Origin of the sequence: Prevotella sp. HMSC077E09 (assembly GCF_001814685.1) — a bacterium.
Lineage (GTDB): Bacteria > Bacteroidota > Bacteroidia > Bacteroidales > Bacteroidaceae > Prevotella > Prevotella oris.
The window spans coordinates 15,672-37,652 of sequence record NZ_KV817549.1; the positions used below are offsets into that span (position 1 = coordinate 15,672).

A 21,981-nucleotide genomic window follows, 5' to 3' on the forward strand; every position below is an offset into this window, starting at 1 on the left:
CTTCTTACACCCATATATATAATAAGGTGGGAACTTACAAGGCTGTTTTCGTTGCAACAAATAGCAACTATAAGGCCGAGAGTAAAGTGGTGAGAGAATTGAATATCGAAGTCGTTGATTAAGGGTATGAATAAGAATCGATTGAAACGAGCGCTTATAGGCCTTTGTTGCTTGGCTTTTTCGTCATCTTTGCATGCACAGATGTATGATGATACTCGCATGCTTTCATTTGAAACGCCAAAGGAACTACAATATCTCAAGGCCGAAAAGTCAACTACAGTCCTTTCTGATCGTCATTTCAGAAATGGCAAGAAGTCGTTGGAATGGACATTTAAACCAGGCGGAAAGCTGATGATCAACAAAGATTTGCAGTTTGATCCGCACATCAAGGGAAGTCGTGACAACTACCTCTCTGCTTTCATTGTGTGGCTCTATAATGAGGAGCCATTGGCCGGAAAATCTGTTGTTTTCAGATTTTGCAAGCAGGGTAAGACTTGCACTTCATTCCAGATGAAACTCAATTTCAAGGGTTGGCGCGGTGCATGGGTATGCTATGAACGCGACATGGAAGGTAAACCAGAGATAGGTATGGACCAGATTGTGGTTGAAGCACCTGATGTAGCTGGTAAACTCTATGTGGATCACATGATTACAGCTATCAAGGTGGATCCTCGTTATCAGACAGCTGACGAGCAAGTACCTTTCGTCAATGCTAAAACAACTAACGACTGGCTTCAGGTTTTGAAGAATTCCGTCCGCAAGTCTGATATTCCTTTGACTCCTGTAACAGCACAGCAGGTACAGGAAATGCGCGTAATGGAATCACGTTTCCGCAGTTTGATTTATACACCTGCCAAGCTTTATCCGAAGCAAATGGAAAGCATGCGAAATAAGTTTGACAGCTATAAAATCAAGAAAAAGAAGGGACTCATTACGGGTACTCCTATCTGGTATGTGCGTCATGCAGAGGCTTATGAGCGCATGCTTCCCAAGTGGGATAAGGAAATTCTTACTCGCACGGGCTATGAAATGAATGATTATTTCAAGCTCATGCAGCAGATTGCTATTGGCTATAACAATGCCAAGGAGGAAGAAGACAAGAAGGAATTGCGCAACATGTTCATGCTGATGTATGAGAATATCACCGATCAAGGTGTGACATGGGGCTCATGCTGGGGGAATATCCACCATTATGGCTACAGTCTCCGCAGCATGTATATTGCTTATTTCCTGATGAAGGATGTGCTGAAAGCCGAAGGCAAGTTGGATGAAGCCGTAGCAACGATGACTTGGTATGGTCAGTTGCGTCAGGTATATGTGAAGCCAACAGGCAATGGAATGGACATGGATACATTCAATACTGCTTCTGTAGGCTGTATGGCGAGCATCATGTTAATGGACGATTCGCCAGAGAAGGTGCAATATCTCCGTTCATGTTCTCGGTGGCTTGACTGGGGCTGCCGTCCTGCACCAGGCTTGATGGACTCTTTCAAGATTGATGGATCAGCCTATCATCACTGCAACAACTATCCCGCTTATGCTGTAGGAGGTCTGAATGGAGCCACTCAGATGATTTATATTCTTAGTGGAACCGAATTTGCTGTGGGCGAATTGGCACATCAGACTGTAAAGAATGCGCTTCTTGCTATGCGCTTCTATTGCAACAAACTGAATTTTCCATTGTCAATGTCTGGCCGTCATCCCGACGGGAAAGGTCGTCTGACGCCTATCCATTATGCTTTTATGGCATGGGCCGGAACACCTAATCGTGACAATAAACTCGATGAAACAATGGCTTCTGTCTATATGCGATTGACACAGAATGCAACAAACAGCAAGGAAAAGCAAATCTATCGCGAGTTTAACCTGAAGGGCATCAAGCCGGAAACTGACCCACAAGGTAATCTCAGCTTGGGCTATGCATGTGTTTCTGTACAGCGACGAGACAATTGGTCGGTTGTTGTTCGTGGTATGAGTCGTTATCTGTGGAGTAGCGAACACTATACAGGAGAAAATCTCTATGGTCGCTATTTGGGCTATGGTAGTCTGTATGTGTCGACAGCTCCGAATGGTGTTGATGTCACTCCAAAGACGAGTGGCTGGCAGGAAGACGGCTACGACTGGAACCGTATCCCTGGTGCAACGAGCATTCATTTGCCACTTGATGACTTGAGAGCAAAGATTCGCAATGTCGATATATCTTCAGGTGTTGAGGAAATGCTGTTCTCTGATGAAGCTTTCGCTGGTGGTTTGTCTCAGTTGGGTGCTAATGGTAACTTCGGTATGAAGTTGCATGAGCACGATAAATACAATGGTTCATTCCGTGGGCGCAAGTCATACCACTTCTTCAATGGTGATATTATCTGTCTTGGAAGTGACATTGAGAACAACGATAAGCAGAATAACACCGAGACAACCATCTTCCAGTCGGCAGCTACCGATGCACAAACTTTGGCTTATTGGCAGTCTTATAAGGATGGCAGCAAAACTTGGTTGGATCCACAGGGCACGGGTTATTATTCTCCCAATCCATGTATCTTCACAGGTCTTGTTCGTCAGCAGGCACGAAACAACGACACAGATAAGCCGGATGAAGGGCAGTGGGCCTCTCTGTATATCAACCATGGAAAGGCTCCCAAAAATGCCGGTTATGAGTATGCCGTATTGCCCAAAACATCTCCCGAAAGATTGAAAGCTATTGAAACCAAGCCCTTCTATACAGTAATTAAGAAAGATAAGAATGCACATATCGTTCGACATGATGCCACACAGACGCTGTCTTATGTCATCTTCGAAACACCGAAGTCGATACTTCCAGGCGGGCCATTGCTCCAGACAGATACAACTTGTCTCGCAATGATACGTCAATTGGCCAAACGAAAGATGGTATTGACCGTTGCCCAGCCCGATCTTAATCTTTATCAAGGACCAAGTGACGATGTCTATAAAGACGGGAAGCGTGTTGAACGCAGTATCTATGGCCGTCCTTGGATTAAGAATGCAAGTCAGGAAATTCCTGTTCGCGTGACTTTGTTGGGCAAATGGAGTTTCACTCCGACTGCTGATGTCCGTTTGATTGACTTGAACGACAAGACCACAACAATCGAAATAAAGTGTAAGGACGGATTAAGTTATGATATTGAACTAAACAAACTATGATATGAATATACGAAAATTACTACTTGCCGCAGGAGCCTTTTTATTGGTTCCAAGCCTCAGCTATGCTGGAGACAAAGACATGAACAGCGTGATTAACGAGGATATTACCTTTGCAACACGCCAGTATTCACTGATGCTCGATCAGGTTGGACGAGAAGGGAAGATACGTATTCCCAAGACTATCGACAAGCTTGGACGCATGGTCTATATTCCAACTGATGACTGGTGCTCTGGTTTTTTCGCAGGAAGTCTGTTTTATCTCTACCAGCTTACCAACGATAAGTCGTGGTTGAAGCAGTCAAAGCGTTTCACTGAGGCCTTGGATTCTATTCAATATCTTAAGTGGCACCATGATGTGGGCTTTATGATTGGCTCCAGTTATCTGAACAATTATCGACTCAATCCTACAAAGGCATACAAGAAAGTCATTATTCAAACTGCTAAATCACTATGCACTCGCTTTCGTAAGAAAGCAGGTGTCATCCAGTCGTGGAACGTTGACAGAGGTTGGCAGTCAAAGCGCGGTTGGAGCTGTCCGGTTATCATTGACAACATGATGAACCTTGAATTACTTTTTGAGGCAACACGTCTGAGCGGTGACTCTACTTATTGGAAAATTGCGGTTTCACATGCCGATAAGACTATGGAGAACCAGTATCGTCCCGATGGTAGCTGTTTCCACGTTGTGGATTATGACCCGACAACAGGTGCTGTGTTACACCGTCAGACAGCCCAGGGCTATGCAGACAATAGTGCTTGGGCACGTGGACAGGCATGGTCTGTATATGGTTACACTACCTGTTATCGCTATACTCACGACCGTAAATACCTTGACCGAGCTGTTAAGTCGCTGAATTTTATGATGCAAAATCCTAATCTCCCGGATGACCTTGTGCCTTATTGGGACTTCGATGCACCTAATATTCCCAACGAACCTCGTGATGCTTCTACAGCCGCTTGTGTAGCTTCTGCACTTTATGAAATGGACACCTACCTTCCGGATAACGGCTATGCAACATTGGCCGACAGAATTATACGCTCACTTTCCACGCCTGCTTATCGTCCAGCTTTAGGCAAGAACGGTTGTTTCTTGCTGATGCATTCTGTAGGAAGCATTCCTCATAACAATGAGATAGATGTGCCATTGAATTATGCAGATTATTATTTCCTTGAAGCATTGACGAGAAGAAAATGAAAAATATGAAGTTTTTTGCCAGCGTATTGGCCTTATGCCCACAGGCATTCTGCGCCATGGGCAGTGAAACTGTGCCGCCCAATGTAATCTATGTATTCCCCGATCAGTTCCGAAATGCAGCCTTGGGAGTATGGCAGAAGCCCGGTTTCTCTAATCATGTGAAGTTCAAAGGCGATCCTACCCATACGCCTCGTCTGAATGAGTTCGCTCGGGAATCTGTAGTGTTAACCTCTGCCATGAGCAACTTCCCTTTGAGCAGTCCTCATCGTGGGAGTCTTCTGACGGGTATGTATCCTAACCGAAGCGGTGTTCCTGTAAATTGCAACTCGTCTCGTCCGTTTAGTTATATCCGTCCTGAAACAGTCTGTATGGGCGATGTTTTCAGTAGGGCTGGCTACGACTGTGGTTATATTGGAAAGCTACATGCCGACCGTCCCGAGCGCAACGACCCTGAACACCCCGGACATTATGTGGAAGACAAATTGCCGGTGTGGGATGCTTACACGCCGGCAGAGCGTCGACATGGATTTAATTTTTGGTATTCCTATGGCACATTTGATGTGCATAAGAACCCACATTATTGGGATACGAATGGCAAAAAGCATGAACCTCATGAATGGTCACCATTACATGAAGCTCATGTTGCTGCTGACTATATACGCAATAAGGGTGGAGTGCGCGATGCAAAGCGTCCATTCTTCCTGATGGTGGCCATGAACCCGCCCCACAGTCCGTATCGTTCTGAAGATGATTGCATGCCCGAAGACTATGCATTATATAAGGATAAGCCCATCGACAGTCTGCTTGTGCGCGACAATGCTGTGCGAACAATGGATAAATCTAAGTCGGCTGCTTACTATTTTGCATCTGTCAGTGGAGTAGACAGAGCTTTCGGACAGATCCTTGATGCCTTGAAAGAGGCAGGCTTGGAGGGTAACACGATTGTCGTTTTTGCTTCAGACCATGGCGAAACCATGTGCAGCCAAGGAACCGATGACCCTAAAAATTCACCTTATTCAGAGTCGATGAATATTCCTTTCATGGCTCGTTATCCAGGGCATCTGAAACCAAGAGTCGACTCTCTTCTCTTGTCTTCGCCCGACATTATGCCTACAGTTCTCGGACTGGCGGGCTTGAGTAAGAATATTCCTGCTACGGTTCAGGGTCGTGACTACTCTTCACTTTTCATCAATGGTCACGCTGCTATGAAGCGTCCTGATGCCGCTCTTTACATTCAGAATATGGACGGTAACAAGGGAAAAGACGGTGTTGTCACTGACTATTTCCCCTCGGCACGTGGTATAAAGACAAGCCGTTACACATTAGCTTTTTACATTGGTCGCAAGAATAAGCTGAAGAAAGTGCTCTTTTTTGATGATTGGAACGACCCTTATCAGATGCATAACATCGCTCCGGAGACACGAAAGGCTGATTATCAAGCACTCTGTTGCAGGCTTGGAGAACTGTTGAAAGAAATTGACGACCCATGGTATAAGCAACTTATTCTAAACAATCTAATCAAATACCGAAAATGAAACAATCAAGAAAACTATGGTTGTTGGGCTGCCTGTTGGCAGCCACGCCACTTTATGCACAGCAAGCAAGCACTACAGCTTGGAACGAATTCGATACTAATTCCAATAAGAATGTGCTCTTAGACTTCTCGTATGCAGGCTATAATCATGGTTTGTCATTGCCTGATGAGAACCATTCTGGCTATACAACCTATAATGTAGTTGATTATGGGGCTGTTCCTAACGATGGAAAGTCTGACCGTGAAGCACTGAAAAAGATTATTACAGCAATAGGAAAGAAAGCCAATGCTCGCGCCATTATCTATTTCCCGGAGGGTGAATTTATTCTTCATACAGCTGCGGATGACGTTGATGATGCAAAGACAAGCAAGAAGAAGTCAGAGTGTCTCAACCTTGTTATGGGACAGGTAATATTGAAAGGTGCGGGTCGCGATAAGACTATTCTCACGATGGATGCGCCAATGTTGCCTGCAAACGAAAAGGTAATGTACAGTTCTCCGACACTGCTTTCTATTCGAAATAACGGCACAAGTACCCCTGAAACCTATGCAAAGGTAAAAGGAACGGCTACAAAAGGTACGTTTAAAGTTACGGTTGACAATGCTTCAAAACTAAAGGTTGGACAGTGGGTGTGTCTGAAAATGAAGCCAAATAAAGATGAAAAGATTATCAAAGAGGAGCTTTTAGGACGTAATCCCGAGTCTACAATGACCAATCTCACACAGAGTGGCGTCACCGTTATCGACTATCATCAGATTAAATCCATTTCAGAAACGGACATTACCTTTGAGGAACCCATCATGCGTGCTGTCAAATCAGGCGAAGATTGGGAAGTCATTGAATACAAACATCATGAGGGTGTGGGCGTGGAAGACCTCACCTTCCGTGGCAATGCCAAACCTAATTTCAAACATCATGGTTCTTGGCAGGACGATGGAGCCTACAAACCAATCAACTTTGTGCGTCTTGTCAACTCTTGGATGCGCCGTGTAAGATTTGAAAACATCACTGAATGTGCCACCTTCCAAGACTGTGCCAACGTAATATGTTATGATGTTGAGATTACCGGAAACCGTGGACATTCAGCCGTTCGTATGGCTGGTTCATCACGTGGACTCATTGCCAACGTCTATGATAATACGCATGGTTATTTGACAAGTGACAAGAACTTTGCCGATCAGCGCACTGGTTTGGGCCAGTATCATGCTTGCGGTATATCAAAACACAGTATCGGTAACGTTATCTGGAATTGCACTTGGGGTACTGACGACTGCTTTGAAAGCCATGCCACACAGCCTCGCGCGTCGCTCTTTGACTGCTGTAAGGGTGGTTTCATGCAGTTGCGTATGGGTGGCGATAAGTCGCAGTTACCCAATCATCTCGATGATCTTACGATATGGAACTTTGATTGTACGGCCATTAATCCTGCTGAAATGCCATTTAAATGGTGGGAAAATGGCACTAATAAGTGGTACAAAACGTTGCCTCCAACCATAGTAGGTATGCATGGTACGAAAGTGGATTTTGCTGATAATCAGACGAAACGTGACGAGGCAAACGGACAGGAAGTAAGTCCTCGCTCACTCTATGCTGCTCAGTTGGAAAAGCGCTTGGGCTATCTCCCCGATTGGGTGAAGCAACTCGATGCGCAGGCAAAAGAAGCAAAGAAAACCTGGGATTTTACAGTAATGTCTACCACGGATGAAGACAATCTGAAGCAGGATACCAAGTGGGATGATGCTGCTAATGCTGGTCTTAATTATTATTCCAACAAACAGAATATCGGTAGTGCAAGTGGTACAAAGAAGCCTAAGTTTGAAGAAATCAAGACATATACCACCCCTCTTTCTGCCAATGGTAAGGAATTGGAAGGCATGAAAGGTCTTCATTTCGGCCTTTATGTGAACGGAGTATGTAAGGCTTTGGGTGTAGGTAAATTCATGATTTGCCATGATGAAGCGCATCGCATGCTGCGATTGAATGCAAGGGGCATTGCCATTGTTATCCCAAACTGCAAGAAAGGACAGACGGTTATTGTGCATAGTAAGCCTACAAGCAGGACAGCTAAGAACTATTTCAAGACAGAATGCAATTTAGATATTAAGCAGGGGTTTGCTGAACCCGAAGATGGTGCACTCGTGCAAGAGAGCATTGGAACGGTGAATGCCGACGGAGATGTTGTGCTGACGAGCACCAATGGCCTTTTCTTGTATGACATTATCTTGAAAGATGCAGCAGGAAAGGTTATCCCAACAGGCTTGACAAAGCGTTTTGCAGACAATCATAAGCAACAGTCTGGCGTGCCTTATAATCTGCAAGGACAGCGCGTTGACAGGAATTATAAAGGTGTTGTAATTCAAAATGGCAAGAAAACTATTCAGAAATAAATCTGTGAGAGGGGCAGTACGGCTTTTTACCTGCTGCTCCTTAATCTTCCTCCCGATGGTTTCGAGAGGGCAGAAAGTCAATATTACAGTCAGCAATTCCACATCGGAGCAGCGTTCTGAAGTAGTCGAAATTGATGTCCGTAAGGTTTATCAGCGGTTGCAGTCTGCCTATGGTTCGCCGTTGATTGTACGTAATGCTTTCGGCCAGCAAGTGGCTTCTCAGCTCACGTCTGACAGCTTGTTGCTTGTTGATGCAGCTGTCTTCCCAAAGCGAAAGACCATGTTTACTGTCACTAAGGGCGTCCCCCGCAACTTCAAGAGTGCTGTTGACGGACAGCTTTATGCCTGGCGTGTGGACGATTTCACATGGGAAAACGACCGTTGTGCCTATCGTGCTTACGGCCCGGCTTTGCAGCGCACAGGCGAGAAAGCCTTTGGAATTGACGTATGGTTGAAGTCAGTTCCTTATTTGGTTGTTGCTGATCGCTATGCCAATGTCTATGCAGCCAACCAGGAGGAAAAGCGACTTCGCAGGCAGGGAGAAACCGAAGCTGCTGACAGTATCAAGCGCGATTTCTCGTTACATCTTGACCATGGCAACGGACTTGATTGCTATAATGTCGGGCCAACGTTGGGATGTGGCGCACCTGCACTGATGAATGGCGACAGTATTGTCATGCCCTACTGCTTCAGTTCCTACCGTGTGTTAGATAATGGGCCACTGCGTTTCCGTGCAGAGTTCGTCTATCAGCCCACGGATGTGAATGACGAGAAAGGACTTGTTGAGCACCGTTTGATTACACTTGATAAGGGGGCAAGCTTCAATCGCGTCATCGTTTGGTATGAGAACCAGCGTCGTCCGCAGCCATTCTGCTCCGGATTTGTCGTTCATGACGAGGGAAGTGAGACGGTACATTTAGGGAGAAACCTCGTAGAATATGCCGATCCTACCGACAACCCCTCTGGTCATGGCTTCCAAATCTATGTTGCAGCGCTTTTTCCCAAAGGCAAAGTGCGCTCACGTTTGCTGAAAAACACCCGCTTGGGTAAGGGAATTGCCGGTCACGCTATTTGCGAAACAACCATCCGTCCCAATGAAAAGGTTACCTATTATTTCGGTGCAGGATGGATAGGTTCGGGCATTAGCAACCAGAAAGCATGGCAACTTGAAATATCTTCTTTCATGGAGGGATTGGATAAACCGCTTAGGGTGAACGTGGAATAATCGCCAACACAGAATTCCATATATTCTCTTTCAGTCCCCTTCTGCCTTACTTCATTTCGCAAGTTTGCGTATAGTGTTCTAAGGTTTCAAGGGGAAAGAAACCTTACTTGCAGATTTCTTGGCAAGTATACGGTGGCTTTTCCGGCCACCGTAAATAATTTTAAACAACTGGTTTTAATGGAGAGTTATAGGTGAAGAAGCCCTCTCTCTAACCTGTTTCTGTAAACTTTCTCTCCTCGTTTTTAACATTTGGTAGTTTCAACTACCAAATGCGAATTTACTTAAGTTTTTTGTAAAAAACAAATTTCGGTGTCCTAAAGTTAAGTTTCTTCCTGGGTCTGTCATTTAATTTGGCTTTTATCGCGTAAAATACGGCAAATCACACGATAATATGACACAAATCATTTCAAAAAATCATTTGCTTTTATGTTTGATGAGCCTTATTCTCCGAGACTTCTATATAGGTCTACGACACAGGAAAGCTGCTGTTGACGAGTTTCAAGCAGTTCCATTTGGGCATCAAGTGCATCGCGTTCGGCCTCAAGTACATCGAGATAAGTAGCTCGTCCGTTCATATAGAGTTGATGAGACACCTCAACCGAGTGTTCCAAAGTCTTCACTTCTTCCTCTTTTAGCGCATAATAGGCGGCGAGATTCTTATGCTTTGACAGCAGCGTACATACCTCAGAATAAGCTGTGAGCAGTGTTTTGTCATATTCATATAAGGCTTGTAGCTGTGCGGCATCAGCCTGTTGGAAGTTAGCTTCGATAGCTTTTCGGTTGATAAGTGGTGCAGTTAGTCCTCCCACGACACTGTAAGCGAGCGACTTTGGCATACGCGTTAGGTAGGTAGGGTTAAAGGCTTCAAGTCCTAAAGTGGCACTAATGTTTACCGAAGGCATGAAGGCTTTGCGCGCTGTTTCTACGTCCCAATGCGCTGCAGCGAGTTCATGTTCAGCCTGACGGATATCGGGTCGGTGGCTCAGGAGATTGGAAGGAAGTCCTGTAACGATTGTTTTCACATCTTCATTCAACAACTGTTTGGCGTCTCGTTGAATAGGCGTTGGGTAACGACCCAGCAGTAAGTTGAGTGCATTTTCACATTCAGTAATCTCTTGTTTCAATGCAAACTCCTGCGAACGCGCCTTTGCAAGCTCTGCTTTGAACTTCTCAACAGCCAGTTCTGTGTCGCTATCGGCCTCCTTTTGTATCTCTGCTATCTTCTCCGCCTGACGCTGAAGATCGATATATTTGCGTATAAGTGCGAGCTTGTTATCTAAGGCCAACAAGGTATAATAATTGCTTGCGACTTGTGAAATCAATGAAGCGCGCACGGCATTCTGGCCTTCTAAGGTTGCCAAATAACGCTCGACAGCTGCTTTCTTGCTTGACTTCAACTTGCCAAAGAGGTCGAGTTCCCAGTCAAAGGCAAAGCCAGGGTGATAGTTCATGAGTGGATCGGGGATGAGTTTTCCTGGAGTCATCTCGGTAGAAGCATTGCCGGCACCCTCACTTGTGTATCGTCCGGCCTTGCTAACTCCTACTTCTGCCCCCACGGAAAGCGATGGAAGCATGGCTCCTTTGGCTGCAATCATTCCGCTTTTTGCTACAGCTATCTGCTGCAATGTTATCTTTAAGTCTTGATTATTGGCTAAAGCGGAGTCGATAAGTGCCTTGAGTTGTGGGTCGGTGAAAAACATTTTCCATGACGTAGGCGTAGTCTTCGCCGTTAGCGTATCACCATTATATTGCGTGGGTAGCTGCAAACGCGTGCGGCTATTGACTTGCGTCGCTTGGGGAGTCTTGCAAGATGACACTCCGATGGCAAGCAGAATAAGAAGGAAAATATTATTTCTTTTCATCATTTTCAAGTTTATATCGTTTGTCTTTCTCCTCAGTCAATGGCTTGTTTCGTTGGTAACGAACCATCTTTACATGGTCGGCCATACGCCCAAAGATATAATACAATCCCGGAACGAGAATGAGTCCGAAGCATGTTCCGAATAGCATTCCACCTGCAGCTGCCGTGCCAATGGTTCGGTTTCCAATAGCCCCTGCACCATGAGCAAATACTAATGGCAGCAAGCCGGCTATGAAAGCGAACGATGTCATGAGTATAGGACGGAAGCGAGCTGCCGCACCTTCGATGGCCGCTGCACGTATACTCTTGCCTAAGTTGTGGCGTTGCACGGCATATTCTACCATTAACACTGCATTCTTTCCAAGCAAACCAATCAACATTACCATAGCAACTTGGGCGTAGATGTTGTTTTCCAATCCCGTGAGTTTTAGGAAAATGAACGTTCCACAGATGCCTGCGGGCAGACAAGTAATAATTGGAAGTGGCAAAAGGAAGTTCTCATATTGTGCTGAAAGGATGAGATAGACGAACGTTAAACATACAATAAAGATGATCAACGCTTGGTTTCCTTGGTCTACTTCGTCTTTAGTGATGCCGGCAAAGTCGTAATCATAGCCGTGAGGTAGTGTCGAAGCAGCCACCTCTTCGATAGCTTTGATGGCCTGACCACTACTGTATCCAGCTGCTGCTGAGCCTGTAACTTCGGCAGAGTTATATAGATTATGCCGCGTCATCTCACTCATTCCATATACCTTTTCCATGTGTAAAAAGTCGGCATAAGGCACCATTTCACCTTGGTTGTTCTTAACATTTAACTGCATCAAGTCTTGTGGAAAAGCACGATATTTTGGGTCGGCTTGCACGATGACCTTATAGGGCTTACCAAATCGAACGAAGCCCGTTTCGTAGTCAGAACCAATCAATGTGGAGAGATTATCCATGGCTGTACCGAGCGTAATGCCTTTTTGTGCGGCGATATTATTATCTACTCGAAGCATGTATTGAGGGAAACTGGCCGAGTAAAAGGTAAAGGCTGAGCCTATCTCTGGACGCTTATTAAGAGCTGAAACGAAGCTCTTGCTGACCTTTTCCATAGCATGATAGTCGTTACTTCCAGTCTTATCAAGGAGTCGAAGCTCGAAACCTGACGCCGCACCATAGCCTGGAATAGAAGGTGGTTCGAAGAATTCTATGTTGGCATCTGTTATCTGTTGGCACTTACTTTCAAGGTCATTGATAATCTCTTTTGCCGTCCGACTGCGTTCCTTCCAAGGCTTAAGATTAATCAAACACGAACCAGAGTTGGCACTTGTTCCTTCAGAAAGGATCTCATATCCAGCCAAAGAAGACACACTTTCTACGCCATCTTCCTTTGCAATTATACTCGCAAGTTGATGTGCAACCTTATTCGTTCGCTCAATAGTAGCACCAGGTGGTGTCTCAATTACAGCGTAAATCATGCCCTGATCTTCTTGAGGAATAAAGCCCGAAGGTAACGAGTTGTTGATAAAGAAGGCTCCAATGCAGAACAAAAGTAATAGTGGAAGCGTGATAATCTTCCTCGAAACAGTGCGTTGAAGCACGTTGCGATAGCCGCCGGTTCCTTTGTCAAAGCCTGCATTAAACTTATCAAGTACACGATTAAGCCACGTCTTTTTGATGTGGTTATCACGCTCCCGAGTCAATATTAGCGCACAAAGCGAGGGCGTAAGTGTTAGGGCTGTGAAGCCCGAAAGCACGATTCCAGAAGCTATTGTGATTGAAAATTGCCGATAAAACATGCCTTCTGGGCCACCCATAAAGGCTACAGGAATGAACACAGATGCCATAACCAATGTCACGGCTACTATGGCTCCACTGATTTCTTTCATTGCCTTTTGCGTGGCTTCCAAAGGTTCTAAGCCTTCTTGGGCTATCTTCACATTGACCGCTTCGATTACCACGATGGCATCATCGACCACGATTCCAATCGCCATTACTAAGGCAAAGAGCGATATCATGTTAAGCGTTATGCCGAAAGCATTCATGACTGCGAAGCTACCTATTAACGAAACAGGGACTGCAAGACATGGAATGAGGGCAGAACGCCAGTCTCCAAGGAACAAGAATACAACGAAACCAACGAGTATAAAGGCTTCAAACAGCGTGTGAATTACCTTTTCTATAGAGGCATCAAGGAATCTACTGATGTCGTAACTCAACTCATAATGCATGCCCTTTGGCATGTCTTTTTGAAGGTGAGCCATAGTTTTCTTGACGTTCTGAATAACTTGTCGCGCGTTCGATCCATAGGCTTGTTTCAATGTTATGGCTGCAGACGGGTGACCATTCAACGTAGAATATATGTCATAAACCTCACTCCCGAGGCTCACATCTGCTACATCTTTGAGTCTAATAAATTGCCCATCAGGAGTTGATTTCACGACAATATTGCTATACTCTTCAGGCGTTGTATAACGTCCCGGATACTTCAACACATACTCAAAGCTTTGTGCATGCTTGCCCGAACTTTCCCCAAGCTTGCCTGGAGAGGCTTCAATGCTCTGCTGTTGTAAGGCATCTGTGATGTCGGTTGCAGACAAACCATAGGCTGTAAGCTTATCAGGCTTGAGCCAAACACGCATGGCAAAGCTCCTCGTTCCAAGGATATCAAGATCTCCAACGCCATCAACGCGGGCGAGTTCTGGGGAGATATTGATGTCCGCATAATTGAAAAGGAAGTTCTGATCGACTTTAGGATCATCGCTATATAGGTTGATATACATGAGGATGTTAGGCTCCTCACGAGATATTTTCACTCCTTCGCGCACAACAGCAGGCGGTAGTTTGTTGGTCGCGGCCGACACTCGGTTTTGCACATTGATAGCATCGACATTTGGATCTGTACCAAGTTTGAAGACAATGTTTATCTCTCCTTCGCCGTCATTGCCTGCATCCGACTCGATATACTTCATTCCTGGCACACCATTCAGTGCCTGTTCAAGAGGTATAAGCACTGACTTAATCATCAGTTCATTGTTGGCTCCCGGATAATCGGCTACCACATTAACCTTTGGAGGGGATATAGATGGGAACTGAGTAATGGGTAAATTGAACAGCGAAAGAATGCCAATGAAGACGATTACCAATGAAACAACGATGGCAAGTACTGGTCTTCGAATAAACTTTTGAAACATATTGACTGTTTATTAGCGTCTTTTTTTCTTCTTATAAATGGTTGTTCTCATCATGAAATAATATGGTGTGAGAACTTTTTTCGGTTGTAAAGCGTGATGAAAAGCCACCTGAAAGCCTTAGTCGGCATTCAGTTGAACACGTTTCATGGCTTCACTCGGTGTGTAATAACGCATCTTTACGTGTTGACCATCATGCACTTTCTGCACTCCACTCAATAGAATCTTGTCGTTGGCAGTTACTCCTTCGGCGATAATAAACACCTCTGGTTGTTCAAATGCCACTTTAATCTCACGTGAATGTGCATAGCCTGCGCCATCAACAACAAACACATAGCGGCGGTCTTCCTCTTCATACGTGGCCTGTTGTGGGATTACCAACACGTTGTGTAAAGGCATATTGATGCGCACTGTGCCTGTTTCGCCATTGCGAAGCAAGCCTTTCGGATTGGCAAAGTGGGCGCGAAGAGCTATATTTCCAGAGCTACTGTCAAACTCACCAGCTATGTTTTGGATGTAGCCTTTAGCCGAAAAGGCGCTTCCATTGGCAAGAATCAGCGTCAAAGGAAGTTTGTTTCGTTCGGCAGAATGTTGCTGATAGTCTATATATTCGGGTTCAGAGATGTTGAAATATACGTTGAGTGACGAGTTGTCGGATAGTGTAGTGAGCAAGTCACCTCCCTGCACTAAGCTTCCAATCTTTTTCGGAAGACTTCCTATAACGCCTGTAAATGGGGCGCTGATTAAGCATAATCGTGCTTGAATCTGGGCTAATTTATAATCTGCTAAGGCTGCATTGAGCTTCGCTTTAGCCATCTTTTGTGCGTTGGGCGAAACAATTTGCCCCCTCGTTAGCGTTGTTGTGTTTTGCAGTTCAATGCGTGCTTGCTCGGCTTCAGCCTTTGCCCGCGCCACATTCTGTTGCGCTCCAACAATCGAAATGCGGAAAAGCGGCTGACCGGCTCGCACCTGTTGTCCTTCAGTGACATAGACTTGCTGCAAGATTCCCTCCTGCTGCGCGCGTACTTCTATGTTTTTTCGCGATTCAATATTGGCCACATAGTCCTTTGAAACTTGTGTATTGGTTACCCAAGGAGACGTTACTGCGTAGACCGTTTGGTCGCTGTTTTCCTTGTTTTTGCGGCATCCTGTGACTACAATCAATGTGATGATAGCCATCAACAGCATCTCTTTCTTCATACCTAACTAATGGGTTATCCGATTATCTTTTACTAATGATTCAAGAATTAAATACAAATTTATAGATTTTTTAAGTAGGTTGCTGTAAATCTATCATTAAAAAGACTTAATAGATAGGAATTAATTGCTTCTTTAACTCTATTTTCATATAATGTAAAGTGAGGTTAATCATCTTGCAATCCGACTCATTTCGTCGTGTCTTTTGATACAGATTACACTGCAAAATCATAGGAATTGTGAGCGCATCTCACTTGTTGTGTTTTTTAATCCAACTTTATGTCCCTTGTCTTTGGATTTGGTTTGGGTTATCATTCGGCTTACAGCATGCTGAAATAAAACACTATGCGGTGCATCATACAACCGAAACGTCTCTATAACTCCTTTGAAAAGACAAGATGATTTGTTTGCTTTTTTACAAAAACAATGCAGGATTTTGTAAATAAGTCCTGACATTTCTCGTTTATCTTTATATTTAAGAACGAGACAAAAAGTTTGTTTCTATAAAACGTTATCATTGCTTATATGGCATTATCTCAGTTGATTTCTCTGCCGAATGCGTTGTCGGTGTCGTCCCTTCTCACGACAGAAAAGGGCACTTTTCAATGTGAATCGTGAAGTGTATCAGCGCTGAACAATGAGGCAATCAAAGCAAAATTAATCAGCGTTTTGCGTTATAAGGGCGAAGAGTTCAAGGATGTTTTGAAGATGGGACGTACCCAATTGCAGGATGCAGTACCTATGACGGCGGGCCAAGAGTTTAATGCTTATGTCAACAATCTTGAGGAAGAGATTCTCAATTTGGAACGAAACATCAAACCCTTACACGAGATTAACATGGGCGGTACAGCCATTGGAACAGGCCTTAACGCTATATCGGGCTTTGCAAAGCTATGTGCTGCCAACCTAAGTAAACTCACAGGAGAACCTTTTCTGTCTGCAATCGACCTCGTAGAAGCTACTCCTGACACAGGCGCTTACGTCAGTTTCAGCGGCGCTTTGAAGCGTTTGGCAGTGAAACTCTCTAAGATTTGCAACGACTTCCGCCTCATGGCATCCGATCCACGCTGTGGTCTTAACGAGATAAATCTGTCTCCTAAGGCCCCAGGTTATCGATTATGCCGGGTAAAGTCAATCCCATCATCCCAGAAGTTACTAATCAAGTATGCTTCAAAGTCATTGGAAACGATGCCACAGTAACGTTTGCTGCCGAGGCAGGTCAACTTGAATTGAACGTTATGGAGCCTGTAATCACCGAGTGTCTCTTCGAGAGTTTGTGGTGGCTTCACAATGCTGTTGACACGTTAACTGAGGAATGTGTGCTCGGCATTATAGTCAACAAAGAACATTGTTACGAAATGGTTAAGAACTCAATCGGCATCGTTACCGCGCTCAATCCATACATTGGATACAAGAATAGCACAAAGGTTGCGAAGGAAGTCCTTGAAACCAACCGCTCCGTTTACGACATTGTACTCGAAAAAGGCTTACTGTCGAAAGAAGAACTTGACGAAGCTCTCAACCCAAAGAATATGCTTGCATCGCATAAGTTCATTAAATAAATCATCTACTTCAAAAGAAAAGAGGCTGCAAGGAATTATCCCTGCAGCCTCTTTTTTATGCTTATAGTCTCGCCTCTTTAACCAGACCATCTACTTGTGTATTGCAATTCACTATGCCTTCTTTAATTATTTAGCCTGTGAAAGCTATGGAAAACGAAGCTTATTAGGAATATAACAAAGAACAAAAGTGGTCAGAAGAGAATGTGAAAAAGGTGCGATAAATGGCTGAAATGCGTCATTCCATGCGGTTAAATACGGCAAATCACACGACAAATTGCATCATTTCACGCCATGATTTAATAGTGACTTAAGAGGGAAAGCGCAACACCGATGACCATTGTTCCCCATAAAATACATAATAACCCAGGGGAGCCTGCACTATCGTTTGGCAACCCTGGGTTATCAACTGCACAACGTTTATGGCGTTGATACGTAGATTTCATAATGTAATTTCCATAAATTCATGACATAACTATTCACACATAGCGAGAGGAATAGCGTAGTTGTGGTTCCATGTTTACCTTACGCTTCTCGCTGTTTGGTATTCATCCGTGCCTCAACTACATTAACAACATAGTCGCCAAGCTTCTCACATTCTTGGATGAGATCCATGTACATCGTGCCGATAGTGTAGGTATAGGCATGTGAATTGACATCATTAATGTTCTGTGTTCGCAGCTGATCGCGATAGTTGTTGATTTCATTCTCAATGTTGAATGAATGGTTCACGTCGATGGTTTCACGGGTGTGATTGAACATGTAGTTCATTTGTTCGAGCGCATTATTGGTCAGATTGAACATCTGATGAATGTGTTCATACTGCTGAGGAGTGAAATCTTCCTTGCTTGTAAAGCGGCGATTAATCGTGCGGGCCATGTTGAAGCAGCTGTCTCCGATGCTTTCTATCTCGCTTATCTCGCGAAGCATGGCTCTGATCTTAGCCTTGGTCTCGTCGCTCAGGTGCGAATCGCTCACTTCATTGAGGTAGTTTGCTATCTCAACTTCCATGTTGTCGCTGATTCCTTCGTATTTTTCAATGCGGCTATATACCTTTAGAAAGGCCTTCTCATCCTTTTCTATAAGCAGTGTCTGCACCATTCCGAACATGCGATGAATGCGTTCTGCGAAGCTGGTTATTTCTTTTTGGGCCTCAAGAACAGAGAGTTCGGGGGTCTTCATGATACCCGTTTGGATGAAATGCAGGCGGAATTCATCTTCGTCGGCTTGTGCCTTAGGCTTGATAACGAAGCAGACTATCTTTTCAATCTGCTTGATAAAGCCCACCAGAATACATGTGTTGGTGATGTTGAATATAGTATGGAAAGCCGCAAGAACAAAGCTCAGCTTGGCTACGTTGGCTAAGAAATGGGGGTCACCTTTGGTCATGAATTCATCGAAACCAACGAAACCGCACACCATATTGATGAATGGTTTGAAGACCAACAGCATCCAAATGACACCGAAAACATTGAAGAACATGTGGGCAAAAGCAGCTCGCCGCGCTTGCGTATTAGCCGTAAGAGCAGCTATGTTGGAAGTAACTGTGGTTCCAATGTTCTCTCCCATCACCAAAGCTATACCCTGATAGATAGGTAAAACGCCACTCGAACAGAGGATCATCGTTATTGCCATGATTGCCGCTGAACTCTGAACGCACATTGTCAGCACGCTACCGATGAGCAAAAACACTATCGTTGTGACGAAACTATTAGGGTCGAAAGAGGCAAAGAAGTCGAGAACGGGCTGGTTATGTGCCAGATCCATGTCGATACCTGTTTGTCGGAGAGTTCCCAATCCGAGGAACATGAACGAGACACCGAAGATGAAATCGCCGATAATCTTGCGCTTCTTAGAGTAGATAAGGATAATAGCGATAAAGAAAGCAGGCCATACAAAGTCGGTGATATTAAATGAAAAGCCGGCACTCATAATCCAAGCGGTCAACGTAGTACCGATGTTTGCACCCATGATTACCGAGATGGCTTGTGCCAAGGTGAGCAGTCCGGCGTTGACAAACGACACGGTCATCACCGTCGTTGCGGTCGAACTCTGCACTGCGGCAGTGATGAATGTACCCGTAAGAATACCTGTAAAGCGGTTTGTTGTCATTGCTCCAAGGACATGACGAAGCTGTGGGCCCGCCATCTTCTGCAAACTGTCGCTCATTGATTTCATACCGAACATCAGCAATGCAAGTGCACCTATGAGCCTAAAAATTATCCAAATCGACATATTTTTAATTAATTTGTAATGTCAGCATCATGCAGTCTGCCAACTTTTTCCTATCTTTGAACGGTTTGATATGCATCACGCTCACGCAAACCATAACACACTTCACATTATATAAAAATGGAAACGATATGAAACAGGCAGTACAAATACGTTGCAAAAATAATAAAAAAACTGAAAAAGTAGCTATCGGAAGCACACTTTCTGATATTTTTTCGCAATTTAATCTCCCAATGCCTTACGGCCCAATCTGCGCCAAGGTGAACAACAAAGTGGAAGGAATGCACTATCGGGTCTACCACAGTAAGGACGTGGAATTCCTTGACATGCATTCTCCTTCAGCTTCGCGCAACTACACACGGACATTGTTTTTCGTGCTCTGTAAGGCTGTTCACGACCTTTATCCCAAGAGTTATGTCATCATAGATATCCCTGTTTCCAATGGCTATTACGTCAATCTGCAACTTGGTCACCCTGTAGAACAGACCGATGTAGACCGCATTTGCCGACGCATGCAGGAGATTATTGATGCTCATATGCCTGTGAAACGCTTCGAAGTACCGGCAGAACAGGCGATAAAGATGTTTAGAGACCGGGGCGATGAGGCTAAGGCCAAACTCTTGGAGAGTGCAGGAAAACTCTACACTACCTATTATGAGATTGATGATTACGTGGACTTTTATTATGGTTCGCTGCTGACCAACACGCGAAGTCTCTATCTCTTCGGACTTGACAAATACTATGACGGTCTGCTGTTGCGCATTCCTTCGATTGAAAATCCAGGGGTTTTGCCCGAGATTATCAGGCAAGACAAGATGTTTGAGATATTCAAGGAGCACCACAGATGGCAGGAAATTCTCGGTGTCCGCACTGTAGGCGACTTCAATGAAGCCGTCACTACGGGCCACGCTACAGACTTAATCAACGTCAGCGAGGCTCTGCAAGAGAAGAAGATTGCACTCATTGCCGATGAAATAGCCTACAGAAAGGGTGTGAAGTTGGTGCTTCTGGCGGGGCCTTCTTCGTCGGGAAAGACCACCACCTGCAAGCGATTGTCGGTTCAGTTGCTGGCCAATGGCATCAAACCATTGCAGATAAGCCTCGACGACTACTTCGTCAACCGCGATGACACGCCTAAGGATGCCAAGGGAGAATATGACTATGAGAGTATCTATGCACTCAATCTGAAACTCATCAACGAGCAGTTCAATGCCCTTTTCCGCGGTGAAGAGGTGGAGCTTCCAAAGTATAATTTCCAGTCAGGAAAGAGTGAAAAGAGTGGCAAACGGCTCAAAATGAGTAATCACAACGTGCTTGTTGTGGAAGGTATTCACGCCTTGAACCCCGAGCTGACGGCCCAGATACCTGAGCAACAGAAGTTTCGTGTCTATGCTTCGGCACTGACAACGATACTCCTCGACGACCATAATTACATCCCAACAACCGATAACCGCCTCTTGCGTCGCATCGTTCGCGACAACAAATACCGTGGAGTCACGGCACAGGAGACCATTCATCGGTGGCCGTCGGTACGCTCGGGAGAGAACAAGTGGATATTCCCTTATCAGGAAAATGCCGATGCTGTGTTCAACACGGCTATGCTTTTCGAACTTGCAGTGCTGAAAACGCAGGCCGAACCGCTGCTTGAACAGGTGCCCGAAACAACCTCGGAGTATAGCGAAGCCTATCGTTTACTGAAGTTCCTGAAGTATTTCAAGCCCATCAGCAACCGTGACATTCCTCCCACATCGCTGCTGAGAGAGTTTCTCGGAGGCAGCTCGTTCAAGTATTAGAAGGCTTTTGTTGGGCCAAGGGAGGTTTCCCCTTGGTTTTCTTTTTGCCCTGTCTGCCGTGTCATAATCACAGGAAGCAGAAAATAGGTTAAATCTTTTCAAGAGTCTTTACAAATGCTCTTCAATGCTTGGCGTATTTGAAACAAGAGCCTTCCTCGTTCAAAATACGCGCTGTTTTCTGATAGTTTGCAACGTGTTAACAGTCAATCGGTTATGAAACTAAGAGCAAATTTCGAGGTCAAATCACGCTGAAAAACGCGGTGATTTGCATCAAATTACCTCATCACTTGCCTCATCTTGCCATGCCATCTGACGCAAATAGCGCGGTGATCTCCACCCTATTGTTTCATCATAATGACCATGTGGCAAAATAACAGGAGAGAGGTGGGAGAGCAATTCGGTATGGATTGTACTCTTAAAAGTCTTATATTTATAATATGTGTTGTCGTTTTCCATATTCGCAACTCGGTACGAGTTGTACTTTTGAAAGCCCCACGTTGGCGAGCGAAGTGAGCCTACGTGGGGAAAAATAGACGCATGAAATGAACCCGGAACGGGTTCAGCTTTTTCGTATCCTCTACGTAATTGGAAAAACAAAACCCGTATCGGGTTTGAAAATCACACGTTACCGCTCCCCCGAGGTAGGCTCGTTCCTCGCCAACCGC

Annotated in this window: 11 protein-coding genes and 1 pseudogene; 7 read left to right on the top strand and 5 right to left on the bottom strand. The window is 44.9% G+C overall.

Going from position 1 to position 21,981, the window contains the following annotated elements; translation table 11 throughout:
* Positions 1–126: 126 nt before the first annotated feature.
* Genes HMPREF2983_RS05735 through HMPREF2983_RS05755 form a run of 5 tightly spaced genes read left to right on the top strand, consistent with a single transcriptional unit; the run spans position 127 to position 9,501 of the window.
* On the top strand, positions 127–3,159 hold the full coding sequence (locus HMPREF2983_RS05735; RefSeq protein ID WP_305775586.1) for a chondroitinase family polysaccharide lyase: 3,033 nt from the start codon (positions 127–129) through the stop codon (positions 3,157–3,159).
* A gap of 1 nt (position 3,160) precedes the next feature.
* Positions 3,161–4,354, top strand: coding sequence for a glycoside hydrolase family 88 protein (locus HMPREF2983_RS05740; protein WP_070667334.1), 1,194 nt, complete (start codon positions 3,161–3,163; stop codon positions 4,352–4,354).
* Entirely contained in the window at positions 4,351–5,889 is a 1,539-nt protein-coding gene (locus HMPREF2983_RS05745; protein ID WP_070667335.1) for a sulfatase family protein, read from the top strand. The genes HMPREF2983_RS05740 and HMPREF2983_RS05745 overlap by 4 nt, the downstream gene beginning before the upstream one ends.
* A complete protein-coding gene (locus HMPREF2983_RS05750) occupies positions 5,886–8,276 on the top strand; it encodes a DUF4955 domain-containing protein (RefSeq protein WP_070667336.1) in 2,391 nt (796 codons plus the stop codon). Before HMPREF2983_RS05745 ends, HMPREF2983_RS05750 begins: the two co-directional genes overlap by 4 nt.
* Positions 8,251–9,501: a DUF4861 family protein gene (locus HMPREF2983_RS05755; RefSeq protein ID WP_070667337.1), complete on the top strand. Its 1,251-nt coding sequence runs from the start codon at positions 8,251–8,253 to the stop codon at positions 9,499–9,501. The genes HMPREF2983_RS05750 and HMPREF2983_RS05755 overlap by 26 nt, the downstream gene beginning before the upstream one ends.
* 440 nt (positions 9,502–9,941) lie before the next feature.
* Here HMPREF2983_RS05755 and HMPREF2983_RS05760 read toward each other — a convergent pair whose 3' ends face one another.
* The 3 genes from HMPREF2983_RS05760 to HMPREF2983_RS05770 form a co-directional block, all read right to left on the bottom strand.
* A complete protein-coding gene (locus tag HMPREF2983_RS05760) occupies positions 9,942–11,366 on the bottom strand; it encodes a TolC family protein (RefSeq protein ID WP_070667338.1) in 1,425 nt (474 codons plus the stop codon).
* On the bottom strand, positions 11,350–14,538 hold the full coding sequence (locus HMPREF2983_RS05765) for an efflux RND transporter permease subunit (RefSeq protein ID WP_070667339.1): 3,189 nt from the start codon (positions 14,536–14,538) through the stop codon (positions 11,350–11,352). Before HMPREF2983_RS05765 ends, HMPREF2983_RS05760 begins: the two co-directional genes overlap by 17 nt.
* A gap of 117 nt (positions 14,539–14,655) precedes the next feature.
* On the bottom strand, positions 14,656–15,735 hold the full coding sequence (locus HMPREF2983_RS05770) for an efflux RND transporter periplasmic adaptor subunit (RefSeq protein ID WP_070667340.1): 1,080 nt from the start codon (positions 15,733–15,735) through the stop codon (positions 14,656–14,658).
* Between the two features lie 654 nt (positions 15,736–16,389).
* Here HMPREF2983_RS05770 and HMPREF2983_RS05775 point away from each other — a divergent pair.
* Positions 16,390–17,294, top strand: a pseudogene (locus HMPREF2983_RS05775) (lyase family protein); the annotation flags it as partial.
* Between the two features lie 522 nt (positions 17,295–17,816).
* Here the strand turns inward: HMPREF2983_RS05775 and HMPREF2983_RS05780 are convergent.
* Positions 17,817–19,526, bottom strand: coding sequence for a Na/Pi cotransporter family protein (locus HMPREF2983_RS05780; protein WP_070667341.1), 1,710 nt, complete (start codon positions 19,524–19,526; stop codon positions 17,817–17,819).
* A gap of 128 nt (positions 19,527–19,654) precedes the next feature.
* On the opposite strand from HMPREF2983_RS05780, the gene HMPREF2983_RS05785 reads away from it, so the two are divergent.
* Entirely contained in the window at positions 19,655–21,316 is a 1,662-nt protein-coding gene (locus HMPREF2983_RS05785) for a nucleoside kinase (RefSeq protein WP_070667354.1), read from the top strand.
* A 270-nt stretch (positions 21,317–21,586) separates the two neighbouring features.
* On the opposite strand, the gene HMPREF2983_RS05790 is transcribed toward HMPREF2983_RS05785, so the two are convergent.
* Complete coding sequence (locus tag HMPREF2983_RS05790; protein WP_070667342.1) at positions 21,587–21,772, bottom strand: hypothetical protein; 186 nt, start codon at positions 21,770–21,772, stop codon at positions 21,587–21,589.
* Positions 21,773–21,981 lie beyond the last annotated feature (209 nt).

Bases quoted from the DNA above. Each gene is read 5' to 3' on its own strand.
- HMPREF2983_RS05740 (WP_070667334.1), top strand. From the start codon at position 3,161: ATGAATATACGAAAATTACTACTTGCCGCAGGAGCCTTTTTATTGGTT.
- HMPREF2983_RS05735 (WP_305775586.1), top strand. From the start codon at position 127: ATGAATAAGAATCGATTGAAACGAGCGCTTATAGGCCTTTGTTGCTTG.
- HMPREF2983_RS05780 (WP_070667341.1), bottom strand. From the start codon at position 19,526: ATGTCGATTTGGATAATTTTTAGGCTCATAGGTGCACTTGCATTGCTG.
- HMPREF2983_RS05790 (WP_070667342.1), bottom strand. From the start codon at position 21,772: ATGGAAAACGACAACACATATTATAAATATAAGACTTTTAAGAGTACA.
- HMPREF2983_RS05745 (WP_070667335.1), top strand. From the start codon at position 4,351: ATGAAAAATATGAAGTTTTTTGCCAGCGTATTGGCCTTATGCCCACAG.
- HMPREF2983_RS05755 (WP_070667337.1), top strand. From the start codon at position 8,251: ATGGCAAGAAAACTATTCAGAAATAAATCTGTGAGAGGGGCAGTACGG.
- HMPREF2983_RS05785 (WP_070667354.1), top strand. From the start codon at position 19,655: ATGAAACAGGCAGTACAAATACGTTGCAAAAATAATAAAAAAACTGAA.
- HMPREF2983_RS05765 (WP_070667339.1), bottom strand. From the start codon at position 14,538: ATGTTTCAAAAGTTTATTCGAAGACCAGTACTTGCCATCGTTGTTTCA.
- HMPREF2983_RS05750 (WP_070667336.1), top strand. From the start codon at position 5,886: ATGAAACAATCAAGAAAACTATGGTTGTTGGGCTGCCTGTTGGCAGCC.
- HMPREF2983_RS05760 (WP_070667338.1), bottom strand. From the start codon at position 11,366: ATGATGAAAAGAAATAATATTTTCCTTCTTATTCTGCTTGCCATCGGA.
- HMPREF2983_RS05770 (WP_070667340.1), bottom strand. From the start codon at position 15,735: ATGAAGAAAGAGATGCTGTTGATGGCTATCATCACATTGATTGTAGTC.